This is a genomic window from Hujiaoplasma nucleasis (assembly GCF_013745115.1).
Lineage (GTDB): Bacteria > Bacillota_I > Bacilli_A > Izemoplasmatales > Hujiaoplasmataceae > Hujiaoplasma > Hujiaoplasma nucleasis.
This window is the reverse complement of record NZ_CP051151.1, coordinates 1,109,763-1,123,762: the sequence shown is the minus strand read 5'-3', so window position 1 is coordinate 1,123,762 and position 14,000 is coordinate 1,109,763. Positions and strand designations below refer to the sequence as shown.

Here is a 14,000-nt window from a genome sequence, read left to right as displayed (position 1 = left end):
AAATAATAGGCTAAAAATAGCAATTTTATAAGAAAACAAAAAAAGTTAAAAAAACAGAGATAAAATTGTTGACACATAAGTTTGCCTATGATAGAATATATAAGCGTGTGAAAACGCAGACGAGAAAATGGTCTTTGAAAACTGAACATATACGAACGAAAAACGACAGAAAAACAAGACAAGTTTAAAAAACGTCAAAGAGTAAAAAAATAATGAGCTAAATAAACAATTTATATAATAAAATATGGAGAGTTTGATCCTGGCTCAGGATGAACGCTGGCGGCATGCCTAATACATGCAAGTCGAACGCACTAGTTTACTAGTGAGTGGCGAACGGGTGAGTAACACGTAGGTAACCAACCCATTAGACGAGGATAACCGATGGAAACGTCGGCTAATATTGGATAGGAGCTATTGACAGAAGTTGATAGTTTTAAAGGTAGCTTTCGGGCTATGCTTTTGGATGGGACTGCGTCGCATTAGCTAGTTGGTGGGGTAATGGCCTACCAAGGCAACGATGCGTAGCTGGGCTGAGAGGCTGAACAGCCACACTGGGACTGAGACACGGCCCAGACTCCTACGGGAGGCAGCAGTAGGGAATTTTCGGCAATGGACGAAAGTCTGACCGAGCAATGCCGCGTGAACGAAGAAGGTCTTCGGATTGTAAAGTTCTGTTATTTGGAAAGAAAGTGCTAAATAGGAAATGATTTAGTATTGACGGTACCGAATGAGGAAGCCCCGGCTAACTATGTGCCAGCAGCCGCGGTAATACATAGGGGGCAAGCGTTATCCGGAATTATTGGGCGTAAAGCGTGCGTAGGCGGAATGTTAAGTCATTTGTAAAAGATCTCAGCCCAACTGAGTAAGGCGAATGAAACTGGCAATCTTGAGTACGGTAGAGGTAAGTGGAATTCCAAGTGTAGCGGTGGAATGCGTAGATATTTGGAGGAACACCGATGGCGAAGGCAGCTTACTGGGCCGGAACTGACGCTGAGGCACGAAAGCGTGGGTAGCAAACAGGATTAGATACCCTGGTAGTCCACGCCGTAAACGATGAGAACTAAGTGTCGGGGTAACACTCGGTGCTGAAGTTAACGCAATAAGTTCTCCGCCTGGGTAGTACGGTCGCAAGACTGAAACTCAAAGGAATTGACGGGAACCCGCACAAGCGGTGGAGTATGTTGTTTAATTCGAGGATACACGAAGAACCTTACCAGGTCTTGACATACCATTGACCGGTGTAGAGATACACTTTTCCCTTCGGGGACAATGGATACAGGTGGTGCATGGTTGTCGTCAGCTCGTGCCGTGAGGTGTTGGGTTAAGTCCCATAACGAGCGCAACCCTTATTGCTAGTTGCTAATATTAAGTTAAGGACTCTAGCGAGACTGCCAGCGACAAGCTGGAGGAAGGTGGGGATGACGTCAAATCATCATGCCCTTTATGACCTGGGCTACAAACGTACTACAATGGCTAAGAACAAAGAGCAGCGAAGTCGCGAGATGGAGCGAAACTCATAAAATTAGTCTCAGTTCGGATTGGAGTCTGCAACTCGACTCCATGAAGTTGGAATCGCTAGTAATCGCGAGTCAGCAGATCGCGGTGAATACGTTCCCGGGTTTTGTACACACCGCCCGTCAAACCACGAGAGTTTGTAACACCCGAAGCCGGTGGCCTTTAGGGGAGCCGTCGAAGGTGGGACAGATGATTGGGGTTAAGTCGTAACAAGGTATCCCTACGGGAACGTGGGGATGGATCACCTCCTTTCTAGGGAGAAAGCGTTTTGAGTATCGTATATGTTTGGTTTTCAGGGACTATGTTTCTTGAAAGAGAACTTTCTAAAGAAAGTTCATAGAAAGAGAACTTCAATAAATGAAGTTCATAGAAAGAGAACTTTCTAAAGAAAGTTCATAAAAAAATGTCTATCGGACTTTAAAAAAAGTCCTTGCGACGCGGAATTTTTTTAAAAAAAAATTCTTAGAAAGATCTTTGAAAAGTGAATAAATTGTAGCAAAGTTAAGGAAATAAGAGCATAAGGTGAATGCCTTGGCACTAGGAGCCGAAGAAGGACGTGACGAACTACGAAAAGCGACGGGGAGTTGTAAGTAAGCAGAGATCCGTCGATATCCGAATGGGGGAACCCGGCAGTAGAAGACTGTCACACTCGTAAGAGTGAGGGAACGCAGAGAACTGAAACATCTTAGTACCTGCAGGAAAAGAAAGCAAAAGCGATTTTCTGAGTAGCGGCGAGCGAAAGGGAAACAGCCCATCTATCTAATGAGTTAAAAAACCATATTATAGTCGAAGTGTATTGGAAAAGCGAAGCAAAGAAGGTGAAACTCCTGTAGACGAAATAGTGTGGACTTGGGATAGAGAAGAGTACGGCGAGACACGTGGAATCTTGTCGGAAGAACGGAGGACCATCTCCGAAGGCTAAATACTACCTAGTGACCGATAGTGAACCAGTACCGTGAGGGAAAGGTGAAAAGCACCCTGGGAAGGGAGTGAAAGAGAACTTGAAACCATATGCTTACAACAAGTCAGAGCCCGTTAAAGGGTGATGGCGTGCCTTTTGTAGAATGAACCGGCGAGTTATGATATCATGCAAGGTTAAGATTGAAGGATCGGAGCCGCAGCGAAAGCGAGTTTGAAAAGAGCGAGAGTATGATGTTATAGACCCGAAACCGTGCGAGCTAGGTATGGGCAGGTTGAAGTTGCGTTAACCCGCAATGGAGGACCGAACCGTAGTCCGTTGAAAAGGGCCCGGATGACCTGTGTCTAGGGGAGAAATTCCAATCGAGCACGGAGATAGCTGGTTCTCACCGAAATAGCTTTAGGGCTAGCGTCAAGATAGAGTGTATCGGGGGTAAAGCACTGAATGTATAATGGCCACATCTCGTGGTACTGAATGCAATCAAACTCTGAATACCGATATATATGCTTGGCAGTTAGACTGTGGGTGATAAGATCCGTAGTTGAAAGGGAAACAGCCCAGACCACCAGCTAAGGTCCCAAAGTTTCAGTTAAGTGGAAAAGGATGTGGGGTTGCTTAGACAACTAGGATGTTGGCTCAGAAGCAGCCATCATTTAAAGAGTGCGTAATAGCTCACTAGTCGAGTGACCCTGCGCCGAAAATGTACCGGGGCTAAGCATAATACCGAAACTGCGGAACACGCACATAAAGTGTGGGTTGGTAGGTGAGCGTTCTAAATGCATCGAAGCTATACCGTGAGGAGTGGTGGAGCGCTTAGAAGTGAGAATGCCGGTATGAGTAGCGAAAGACGGGTGAGAATCCCGTCCACCGTATGACTAAGGTTTCCTGGGGAAGGCTCGTCCTCCCAGGGTTAGTCGGGACCTAAGCCGAGACCGAAAGGTGTAGGCGATGGACAACAGGTTGAGATTCCTGTACTACTTATTGGAGAGAAGGAATGACGGAGAAAGATAATCTGAGCCAGCGAGAGGATGTTGGTTTAAGGCTGAGAGGGAGTGTGGTAGGCAAATCCGCCGCACAGATATCCTGATCACTGATGACGCAAGTCAGATGAATCTATGCTTCCAAGAAAAGTTTCTATCGCTAATTCAATAAGTACCCGTACCGCAAACCGACACAGGTAGTCGAGGAGAGCATCCTAAGGTGAGCGAGCGAACTCTCGTTAAGGAACTCGGCAAAATAACCCCGTAACTTCGGGAGAAGGGGTGCTGACCATTTGGTCAGCCGCAGTGAATAGGCCCAAGCGACTGTTTATCAAAAACACAGGTCTCTGCTAAATCGAAAGATGACGTATAGGGGCTGACGCCTGCCCGGTGCTGGAAGGTTAAGAGGAGTGCTTAGCATTAGCGAAGGTACGAATTGAAGCCCCAGTAAACGGCGGCCGTAACTATAACGGTCCTAAGGTAGCGAAATTCCTTGTCAGGTAAGTTCTGACCCGCACGAAAGGCGTAACGATTTGGGCACTGTCTCAACGAGAGACTCGGTGAAATTGTAGTACCAGTGAAGATGCTGGTTACCCGCGACAGGACGGAAAGACCCCATGGAGCTTTACTGCAGGTTGATATTGATATTCGGTAACCAATGTAGAGGATAGGTGGGAGACGAAGAAGTCGGGACGCTAGTTTCGATGGAGTCGCCGTTGGAATACCACCCTTTGGTTATTGGATATCTAACCTGCAGATGTGTAATCTGGGGGACAGTGTCAGTCGGGCAGTTTGACTGGGGCGGTCGCCTCCTAAAATGTAACGGAGGCGCCCAAAGGTTCCCTCAGAATGGTTGGAAATCATTCGTAGAGTGTAAAGGCAGAAGGGAGCTTGACTGCGAGACCTACAAGTCGAGCAGGGACGAAAGTCGGGCTTAGTGATCCGGTGGTTCCGCATGGAAGGGCCATCGCTCAACGGATAAAAGCTACCCTGGGGATAACAGGCTTATCTCCCCCAAGAGTTCACATCGACGGGGAGGTTTGGCACCTCGATGTCGGCTCATCGCATCCTGGGGCTGAAGTCGGTCCCAAGGGTTGGGCTGTTCGCCCATTAAAGCGGTACGCGAGCTGGGTTCAGAACGTCGTGAGACAGTTCGGTCCCTATCCGTCGCGGGCGTTGGAAATTTGAGAGGAGCTGTCCTTAGTACGAGAGGACCGGGATGGACACACCGCTGGTGTACCAGTTGTTCTGCCAAGAGCATCGCTGGGTAGCTATGTGTGGATGGGATAAACGCTGAAAGCATCTAAGCGTGAAGCCCTCCTCAAGATGAGATTTCCCATTTTTTGAAAAGTAAGATCCCTTATAGATGATGAGGTTGATAGGCTAGAGGTGTACGCATAGTGATATGTTTAGCTGACTAGTACTAATAGATCGAGGACTTAACTTTGCATAATACAATTTATTCAGTTTTGAAAGAAGGTCTGGTGACTTTAGCGAAACGGACACACCTGTTCCCATCCCGAACACAGTAGTTAAGCGTTTCAGCGCCGAATGTAGTGCATCTTGCGCAAGACTAGGTCGTTGCCAGGCTATCTTTCTAAGTTAGCTAATTAATCCTGATTGAAAAATCAGGATTTTTTTTATATTTTGTAGAAATTAAATTTGAAATCATGTATAATGAACAAAAATAGGGGGAAAAAGTGAGAAAAAAATTATTATTTTTTATTTCAATTTTATTCTTGTTATTTTCCTTATTAGCATGTTCAACCATGAACCAAGTCGAAAAAGACTTTAATAAATACGGATATGAAGTTAAAATCATTAATGATGATTATAATGATGATTTTAATGCTACTGAAGCTTTAGAAAATATTTATGGTGTCTATGATTCAAAAGATTTATTGGTCGCAAGATTATATGAATTTAGTAGTTCAGGTGCTTTGGATAAATTTATAGAAGATGCGGGTGGTGAATTTCCAGGAACTTTACGAAATAAGGAGTTATTGATGTTTTCCGAAGTCGGTGATTATGCAGTACTTACTTTAATATTCTTTGGACATGATCCTAATGAATTTTTGAATAGATAGAATATTAACTATAAAAAGTTATTTTACGTTTTTAGTTATTATAAATATTATAAGGGAGAAGAAATATAAGGATGAAATTGAAAAAAGTATTAAAATTAATGATTGGGTTTGTATTCTTAATTACTTTGGTTGCTTGTTCAACCGTTGATTCAGCCATTTCAAAGCTAGAAAAAGAGGGTTACACTGTGGTTGAAATGTCTGATGAGGAAATCAATAATCTAATACATGATGAATTGTTAGAATATATCGAAAGTGTCTATGAAATTAAAGATTCTGATGATTTACAAGTTTCTATTATGCTTGTATATAATGATGAAGATTCTATTGATGAATACTTAGAAAAAATAGAAATAAGTAGAGAAGAAGCTGCTGGACTATTCTATAAAAACCTATATTTTGCAGCACTTGAAGGGCCAGCCGAAGATGTTCAATACTTAATTGATATCATTGATTAAGTAAATATAAAATAGGGAGGATATATGATGAAATTAAGAAAAGTATTAAAATTAATGATTGGGTTTGTACTCTTATTTACTGTGGTTGCTTGTTCAACCGTTGATTCAGCCATTTCAAAGTTAGAAAAAGAGGGTTACACTGTGGTTGAAATGTCTGATGAGGAAATCAATAGTCTAATACAAGTTAAATTGCTAGAATATATCGAAAGTGTCTATGAAATTAAAGATTCTGATGATTTACAAGTTGCACTCATGATTGAATTTATTGATGAAGATTCTATTGATGAATACTTAGAAAAAATAGAATTAAGTAGAGAAGAAGCTGCTGGACTATTCTATAAAAACCTATATTTTACAGCACTTGGATTGCCAGACGAAGATGTTCAATACTTAATTGATATCATTGATTAAGTAAATATAAAATAGGGAGGATATATGATGAAATTAAGAAAAGCATTATTTGGATTTATGTTTTTAGCTTTTTCTTTTATATTAGTCGGATGTAGTGCTATGGGATCAGCTGAAAATAGATTGGAAGATGAAGGATATCGTCTTGAAGAAGTTGATGAAGATGATGTCGATGAGTTTCAAGGTGAAGAGGAATCAATAAAAGCCATCTATCATGTATATAATGATAATGATATATGGGTCGCAACCATATTTGAATTTAAAAGTGCTGGCGTTCTTGAAGATATTATTGAAGAAGAAGGAGAATCAATAGAGGATTATGAAGAATTGATTCATAAAAATTTGTTTGTTATAACTTTATCTGAAGAGGTCATGAGTATTATTAAAGGTGAATAAGATTAGTTATTGATAGGTTCATATTTTCTATACAAAAAGTGATTTGTCATGTATAATAAAAAATATCTGAAAAGTATAGGAGCATTTTATTATGAAAAAGTTAGGATTATTTTTTATTATTTTAATAATAACTTTTACCTTAGTCTCGTGTAGTGGTTTAGATACTGTTCAAGAAAGGCTTGAGAGTGAAGGTTATAGTATGGAAAAGTTGAGCGAAGAAGATCTTGAAAAATATTTTCCAAATATGGATGAAGATATGAAATTCAAAAACCTTTACATGGTCTATGACCCTGAAGATGAGTATGTAGGATTAATTTATGAGTTTTCTAGTGAAAGAGCTTTGAAAAATGTTTTTGATGACATCAATGCTAAAGAAGAAGATTATGAACAATATGTATACAAGAACTTATATATTCAATCTTCTACTGAAGAGTTGAGATTAATATTTAAAGGTGAATAAATAACAAACTCTAAAAAAGGTTAATTGCCTATTTTAGAGTTTTTTCTTTAATGAATAACATTTTTCCTATTGTATTGATTATATTTTTGAAAAGAATAAGATTATTTATATAAATACATGAAAGGATATTGTCAAAATAAGATTTTAAGATAAAATATATATTAATAGTATAAATATATTAATTTGAAAGTTAAAAGGGAAACAATGAAAAAATTATTAATGAGCTTATCTATCTTAGGGTTGATGTTTGTATTGATATCTTGTTCTCAAGACCCAACTGAAAGTCCTCAATATTCAACCGAGGATATTACCTTAAGTTCTTTTCAAGTCGTTCAAGAAAGATTTTTTGATGCAGGATATACCTTGGTTGAAGAAGATAATTTTATTGATGAAAAAAACTCAACTCAAGCCGATTATTCATTAGAACAATGGCAAGCATATGGAGCTGTCAAAGTATATGTTGTTTATGATTCTAATGGCATTGCCAAGGCTGTTATTATTGATTTCGAGACACAAACTAAAGCTGAGGAATTTGTCCTATCGATGTTTGGTACTTTAGGTGATATTGATGATGGATTTAAAGGCAGTGATTTAATTTATGATTATTATTTAGTTTATCCATTAGATAAGTGGACTGAAGTCATTAATGCTTTTCAAGGTCAATAATAAAACAGGTGTTTGAAATTCAAACACCTGTTTTATTTAAATATTAAATTATTAGTGGTATCATAGAGGTGGGATACCTATGAATGATTATATGATTTTAAGAAAAGATATGGTTGATCATCAAATAAAGATGAGAGGTATTGTTGATGAAAGAATCCTCAATGCTTTCTTAAAGGTAAAAAGGCACTTATTTGTATCTAAATTTGATCAATCTTTTGCTTATGGAGACTATCCCTTGTCTATAGGTTTTAATCAAACCATATCTCAACCATATATCATAGCTTATATGATTGATAAGCTTAACATTAAGAAGACAGACAGGGTATTGGAAATAGGAACGGGATCAGGATATCAAACCGCTATTTTGGCTGAACTATCTAAGCATGTTTATACCATTGAAATTAATGAGTATATACATAAACAAGCTAAATATATATTAAAAGAATTATCCTATGATAATATCTTCTTTCATTTAGGTAACGGTTATGAAGGATTAATAGATTATAGTCCTTATGATAAAATAATAGTATCTTGTGCACCTAAAGAAGTACCTACATCTCTAATAAATCAGTTAAATGACCCAGGAAAACTAATAATACCCCTTGGTGATCATGTCTTTCAAAATTTATTGATGATAGAAAAATCAAATCAAAACATAAAAAAGATTCAACTTGATGGTGTAAGATTTGTTCCTATGGTGAAAGAAGGTTAACATGAAAAAAATGATTAAAATGACTCTAATTTTTTCTTTAATGATCTTTATATTTTTAGCTTGTACAAAACAATCATTTTTAAAGGTCGTTGAAGATCAAGGTTATGTTCTTGAAAAACAAGATACTTCTTATTGTGATTTATCTGTTCAATTTAGATACAACATTATAAAAGATGATCAAGTTATAGGTTATGTATATCAATTTGAATTTGTTGAAGATATAAATTTATATCTAGAAAACCATCCTGAAGTTAAAGACAATCAAATCTATGATTTTTGGATTGTATATGCTGAAGAAGAGGTTTTAAATAAATTAAATAACGCATGGAATAAAAAATAAAGCTTTTTGAGAAAAGCTTTATTTTTTATTTTCATGAAGAACAAATTTGTTTAACATTTTTTTCTTTAATCATTTGATCTCTTGACATGGTTTTCAAAGATAAAATATGAAGGCTTACCGATAGACCTATGATTAATAATATGAGTGTAACAAGTAATTTATTAACAAGAACAATAGATATAGTTAAACTTAACCATAAAAGAGATAAGGCACTAATCTTTGTTTTTAAATCAATGGCATGGAAATTAATGTATGAATAAATATAAATGCCAAATATCCTATGATTTAGTAACCAAACATATAATTTTTTAGAACTTCTTAAATAAAAGTAAGCTGCTAAGAGTAAAAAGGGTGTGGTTGGAAGTAGGGGGAGTATGATACCTATACTTCCAAGGCCTAATGAAATTGAACCAAGAAAGATAAATAAATATTTTTTTATGTTTTTTCTCATAATCCTGCTTCTGATAAAGGAATATTTAATGCCTCAGCTATGCCTTTTCCATAATCTGGGTCAGCTTTATAACAATGGACTATATGCCGTATTTTGATATCTTTAGGAATATCACCCATATGTCTAGCAGTGTTGGAGAAAAGTCTCTCTTGTTCATCTTTAGGCATTAATCTGAAGAGTTTTCCTGGTTGAGTAAAGTAGTCATCATCATCTTCTCTAAAATCATAATTGTATGCATCCCCATTAAGTTTTAATGGTGGTTCTTTTAAATTTTTATTGTCTTCCCATTCTCCATCACTGTTTGGCCAATAATGGGTTTTACCTCCTCCATTATCATCGACACGCATGAGTCCATCACGATGGTAAGAGTTCATTTTGTTTTTAGGTGCGTTTACAGGAATCATATTATGGTTAACACCTAATCGGTATCTTTGAGCATCACCATATGAGAATAAACGTCCTTGAAGCATTTTATCTGGTGAGTGTCCAATACCAGGAACAATATTTGCGGGATTAAAAGCTGCTTGTTCAACATCTCTAAAGTAATTTTCTGGGTTTTTGTTTAATTCAAAATAACCAACTTCTATTAATGGGAATTCATCTTTATACCATACTTTAGTTAAATCAAAAGGATTGTAAGGATGTTTTTTTGCTTGTTCTTCAGTCATGACTTGGATATACATAGTCCATTTAGGAAAATCTTTATTTTCAATGGCATAGAATAAGTCGTTTTGATGACTTTCTCTATCTTTTCCTACAAGTTCCTCAGCTTCTTGGTCTGTATAGTTTTTAATTCCCTGGTTGGTTTTTAAATGGAATTTAACCCAAATTCTTTCATTGTTTTCATTAATCATTGAATAGGTATGAGAGCCATAACCATTCATATGTCTGTAAGATCTAGAAATACCACGATCACTCATAGTGATGGTGACTTGGTGTAATGATTCTGGTAAAAGAGTCCAGAAGTCCCAGTTATTTTTAGCGCTTCTTAAATTGGTTTTTGGATCTCTTTTCACAGCCCTGTTTAAATCAGGAAAACGTAGTGGATCTCTGATGAAAAACACTGGGGTATTGTTACCTACTAAATCCCAATTTCCGTCTTCTGTGTAAAACTTCATCGCAAATCCGCGAATATCTCTTTCAGCATCAGCTGCGCCTCTTTCACCAGCGACTGTTGAAAAACGAACAAACATATCAGTTTTCTTTCCTATTTCTGAAAATATTTTAGCTTTTGTATATTTTGTAATATCATGGGTGACTGTAAATGTACCAAAGGCTCCAGAGCCTTTAGCATGCATTCTTCTTTCAGGAATGACTTCTCGATCAAAATGAGCAAGTTTTTCTAAATACCATACATCTTGTAATAGCATAGGTCCTCTTGGACCAGTAGTCATTGAATTTTCGTTATCATAAACTGGTGCACCTACATAGTTGGTTAGTTTTTTCTTATCTTCTTTTTTTGACATATTGCCCTCCTTTTTTTATTTAAAATCACCTTCATTATAAGTTATATATATTTTATAGTAAATAGACCTTAGTAAATCTAAAGAAATATGAAGATGATTATTATAAATATCTTGTAATTATTACATATTTTATGAAAATTACCTTTAATTTCTCGGATTGAATTTAATTATTATCTTGTTTGAGATAAATCAAGAAATGCACCATTACACATAATCTTCTCAAAAATACTATGGTTTGCTTAATAAACAGAATAATTTTAAAAATATCCAAATTTAAAAAGTTAGCAAATCACATATTCTTTTATATGACTGCTAACTTTTTTATTTATCTGATTAAGTATATTGTTAATAATCTATTTCTTTGTATTGAAGCAATTCTCTAGGAATAGGATCTTTTATTCTGAATGTAAGTTCGTGATAGTATCCGCCATCAGGATGTTTTATTGTGTTTGATTTGGATAGGAATTCAATTTCACCTAAATTAAAGTATGATGTACTTTCATATCCTAAGTGAGGGAATCGTGCACATATATGAAATTTATAATTACCATTTGTGAGTTCATTATCCTTTCGAACACTTTTTTCAAGTGTTGGCTTTTTTTGAGTGCAATATATCAAGGTATTGTTATCCAATATTTGATTAGAGTAATTTTTACGTACTTTTGATATAGTTATTGGGCAATAGACCTTTTTTTGGTCATTATCGACATATTCTCCGACTGCATTTAAGTAACAGTTATTACTATTTGTGTGAAACAAATATTCAGCTTTATCTATTAAATCAAATGGTGACATATGATAACTATCTTGTTTTTGGATTTCTTCAAAGAGCTCGATGTGTTCTTCAAAGAGTTTTAAGGCATGAAATTCTACTAATTTATTTTTAACATCTTTATTTAATGAGATAAATAAACCATGCTTTTGAAAGACTTTTATATAATTATTGCCTTTTTTATAGTATGAAGAATATATAGATGTTGCTATTCCGTTATCAATCTCATTGAATAGAAGAATTCGTTTTAGCAAATCATTATTGACTTGATTACCTTTTAATATGTTTATATAATCTTTAAGTATTTCTTTAGAATAACCTCTAAGCACAAATTGAGTGATAAGTCTAAAAAAGTTCTTAAGGAAAAAATTGTTTTGGTCAATACCATATTTCTTATTATAGTAATTACTAAATGGTGTATAGAAATCTTTATAGAGTAATTGTAATAGTTCTAAATCAGAAAAATTCGGATCCATATACATTTCTTTAAGTGTAGGTATGTACTCATATCGATGTAGTTCTGTTTCAAATTTTATTCTTAACTCGGTCTTAACTTTGAAGTTATTGGATATAGATTTGATAATCTTATCCATAGCTTCTTTCTCTATATCTACATTGATAAAAGGTGAAACCGTTACGAAGCCATTATTTGCGTGTTTGTATAATTCTCTTTTATCTGCGGTTTGATTTCCAGTTAACACCTGAGCAATTGAGTAATCATTTTTTGAATTACCGATGAGATCAAAGACTGTAACAAATTTATGTTCATCAAAGGTCCTTCTTAACCCTCTACCTAATTGTTGGGTGTAGATAATTGATGATGATGTGTTTCTTAACATGAAAATCGTATTAATTTCCGGAATATCAATACCTTCATTGAATTTATTAACGACACAAATAAGCTCGATTGTCCCTTTTTCGTTAGAAGATAAACTTACAATCCCTTCCTCAACGTCATCTCTAGATAATTCATTTGCGCCACTAATAGCAACAATTGATTTAAATCCCAATTTGTTAAGACCATCATTAACATCAATAGCTTCTTTTTTATCTCTACAAAAAACAATGGCTTTTAACTTTTCACCATAGTGCCCTTTTGTATTTATAAGATTTTTCATATAAATAGTTAATTCGTCTATATGGAATCTTTCGTTTGAATCTAATAATCTTTCTGGAATGTTTAAACCGAAATAAGTGAAAGGACATACAAGTTCATAATTCATAGCATCTAAAAGTCTAATCTCATAGGGAACATGATACTCGAATGTTTCAAATAGATATTCTGGATTTTTTGTTCTTTCAGGTGTTGCTGTTATACCAAGTGTATATTTTGGCTTGAAGTACTCTATTAGTTTTGAATATTGTGTGCTTTCTCCTATTTTGTGTGCCTCATCATAAATGATGTAATCAAAGTAATCTTCACTAATTTTATTATATAGATGTGCTTTAGCGGTCTTATCAGTGGTGAAAATAATTGGGTAATGATTTATTTCACTTATATTATCTGAAGTAAGTTCTAGAGTCTTATCATCACCAAATAAGCGATTGTAAGTATCAATAGCAGAAGTAAGTATGAGTCTATTATGTACTAAAAATAGTACTTTTTTTGCATTGAAACGCTTAACATCAAAAGCAGAGAGATAGGTTTTACCAGTTCCTGTAGCAGCAATTACCAACCCTTTTTTTGATTCTCTTTCTTCATCAAGCCTATCAAGTGCTTCTTTTTGCATATGGTTTGGTTTAATTAATTGGCTTTGTAAAGAAAGATTATAAATGAATTGTTGTGATTTTTTATAATCCTTATAGATTTCCTCATAACCTTTGACATAAGTGTCATCTAATATATCTGAGAAATTATCATTCCAAAGGTCTTCAAAAGTTGTTTTGTATTCTTCAACTATATATCCATCTTTATTAGCTTCAACTTCAATTGCCATTTCATGGACTAATCCAAAAGCTCTAGATGATATGTTTGCACTACCTACTAAAATTTTTCTTTCATCGTTTTTCTCAAAAAAATAGGTTTTTAGATGGAATCCTTTTCCCTTGTCTGTCGGAGAATAGACTTTCACTTGCATATCAAGCTCGTTTAGCTTCCTTAGAGATATTGGATCAGTCACAAATCCTTCAATGGTCAATATAAATCGGCTATCAGAACTGAATTTTTTTAGTTTTTCATAGATTAATTGCAAGCCGGACCAAACAGAATAACTAACCGCAATATCTACTCTGTCAGCTTCTTCAAGCAAACGAATGATCCTGTCTTTGATGTTCTTAGTGTTTCTATTCACAACAAGATTAGGATTATAAACAAAAGACTCTATTTTTTTATTGAATAGAGCCTTTTCAATTTCAATTCTTTTTAACATAGTG

At 35.5% G+C, this 14,000-nt stretch carries 11 protein-coding genes and 3 rRNA genes; 11 read left to right on the top strand and 3 right to left on the bottom strand.

Annotated elements, in window-relative coordinates:
• Nucleotides 1–241 precede the first annotated feature (241 nt).
• The 11 genes from HF295_RS05270 to HF295_RS05220 all read left to right on the top strand — a co-directional run bounded on the left by HF295_RS05270 (nt 242) and on the right by HF295_RS05220 (nt 8,938).
• Nucleotides 242–1,767, top strand: a 16S ribosomal RNA gene (locus tag HF295_RS05270).
• 247 nt (nt 1,768–2,014) lie between these two features.
• Nucleotides 2,015–4,861 (top strand): 23S ribosomal RNA (locus HF295_RS05265).
• 33 nt (nt 4,862–4,894) lie between these two features.
• Nucleotides 4,895–5,004: ribosomal RNA gene (gene rrf, locus HF295_RS05260) — 5S ribosomal RNA — on the top strand.
• The 16S, 23S and 5S rRNA genes sit together here, the layout of an rRNA operon.
• 110 nt (nt 5,005–5,114) lie before the next feature.
• Nucleotides 5,115–5,501: a hypothetical protein gene (locus HF295_RS05255; RefSeq protein ID WP_312031131.1), complete on the top strand. Its 387-nt coding sequence runs from the start codon at nt 5,115–5,117 to the stop codon at nt 5,499–5,501.
• 71 nt (nt 5,502–5,572) lie between these two features.
• Entirely contained in the window at nt 5,573–5,956 is a 384-nt protein-coding gene (locus HF295_RS05250) for a hypothetical protein (protein ID WP_312031130.1), read from the top strand.
• Nucleotides 5,957–5,983: 27 nt separating this feature from the next.
• Entirely contained in the window at nt 5,984–6,367 is a 384-nt protein-coding gene (locus tag HF295_RS05245; protein WP_312031129.1) for a hypothetical protein, read from the top strand.
• A gap of 27 nt (nt 6,368–6,394) precedes the next feature.
• Nucleotides 6,395–6,760: a hypothetical protein gene (locus HF295_RS05240; RefSeq protein WP_312031128.1), complete on the top strand. Its 366-nt coding sequence runs from the start codon at nt 6,395–6,397 to the stop codon at nt 6,758–6,760.
• Between the two features lie 91 nt (nt 6,761–6,851).
• Nucleotides 6,852–7,220, top strand: a complete 369-nt coding sequence (locus HF295_RS05235; RefSeq protein WP_312031127.1) for a hypothetical protein — start codon at nt 6,852–6,854, stop codon at nt 7,218–7,220.
• A 204-nt stretch (nt 7,221–7,424) separates the two neighbouring features.
• A complete protein-coding gene (locus HF295_RS05230) occupies nt 7,425–7,886 on the top strand; it encodes a hypothetical protein (RefSeq protein WP_312031126.1) in 462 nt (153 codons plus the stop codon).
• A gap of 79 nt (nt 7,887–7,965) precedes the next feature.
• Nucleotides 7,966–8,598, top strand: a complete 633-nt coding sequence (locus tag HF295_RS05225; RefSeq protein WP_312031125.1) for a protein-L-isoaspartate(D-aspartate) O-methyltransferase — start codon at nt 7,966–7,968, stop codon at nt 8,596–8,598.
• A gap of 1 nt (nt 8,599) precedes the next feature.
• Nucleotides 8,600–8,938: a hypothetical protein gene (locus HF295_RS05220; protein ID WP_312031124.1), complete on the top strand. Its 339-nt coding sequence runs from the start codon at nt 8,600–8,602 to the stop codon at nt 8,936–8,938.
• A 31-nt stretch (nt 8,939–8,969) separates the two neighbouring features.
• On the opposite strand, the gene HF295_RS05215 is transcribed toward HF295_RS05220, so the two are convergent.
• From HF295_RS05215 to HF295_RS05205, 3 genes are all read right to left on the bottom strand, one after another.
• On the bottom strand, nt 8,970–9,389 hold the full coding sequence (locus tag HF295_RS05215; protein ID WP_312031123.1) for a YbaN family protein: 420 nt from the start codon (nt 9,387–9,389) through the stop codon (nt 8,970–8,972).
• Nucleotides 9,386–10,855, bottom strand: a complete 1,470-nt coding sequence (locus HF295_RS05210; RefSeq protein ID WP_312031122.1) for a catalase — start codon at nt 10,853–10,855, stop codon at nt 9,386–9,388. Before HF295_RS05210 ends, HF295_RS05215 begins: the two co-directional genes overlap by 4 nt.
• Before the next feature lie 345 nt (nt 10,856–11,200).
• Nucleotides 11,201–13,996, bottom strand: a complete 2,796-nt coding sequence (locus HF295_RS05205) for a DEAD/DEAH box helicase family protein (RefSeq protein ID WP_312031121.1) — start codon at nt 13,994–13,996, stop codon at nt 11,201–11,203.
• Between the last annotated feature and the right edge of the window lie 4 nt (nt 13,997–14,000).

What these genes read in the sequence shown, in the direction of transcription:
- HF295_RS05250 (WP_312031130.1), top strand. Translation starts at nt 5,573, where the DNA reads ATGAAATTGAAAAAAGTATTAAAATTAATGATTGGGTTTGTATTCTTA.
- HF295_RS05245 (WP_312031129.1), top strand. Translation starts at nt 5,984, where the DNA reads ATGAAATTAAGAAAAGTATTAAAATTAATGATTGGGTTTGTACTCTTA.
- HF295_RS05240 (WP_312031128.1), top strand. Translation starts at nt 6,395, where the DNA reads ATGAAATTAAGAAAAGCATTATTTGGATTTATGTTTTTAGCTTTTTCT.
- HF295_RS05235 (WP_312031127.1), top strand. Translation starts at nt 6,852, where the DNA reads ATGAAAAAGTTAGGATTATTTTTTATTATTTTAATAATAACTTTTACC.
- HF295_RS05230 (WP_312031126.1), top strand. Translation starts at nt 7,425, where the DNA reads ATGAAAAAATTATTAATGAGCTTATCTATCTTAGGGTTGATGTTTGTA.
- HF295_RS05225 (WP_312031125.1), top strand. Translation starts at nt 7,966, where the DNA reads ATGAATGATTATATGATTTTAAGAAAAGATATGGTTGATCATCAAATA.
- HF295_RS05220 (WP_312031124.1), top strand. Translation starts at nt 8,600, where the DNA reads ATGAAAAAAATGATTAAAATGACTCTAATTTTTTCTTTAATGATCTTT.
- HF295_RS05215 (WP_312031123.1), bottom strand. Translation starts at nt 9,389, where the DNA reads ATGAGAAAAAACATAAAAAAATATTTATTTATCTTTCTTGGTTCAATT.
- HF295_RS05210 (WP_312031122.1), bottom strand. Translation starts at nt 10,855, where the DNA reads ATGTCAAAAAAAGAAGATAAGAAAAAACTAACCAACTATGTAGGTGCA.
- HF295_RS05205 (WP_312031121.1), bottom strand. Translation starts at nt 13,996, where the DNA reads ATGTTAAAAAGAATTGAAATTGAAAAGGCTCTATTCAATAAAAAAATA.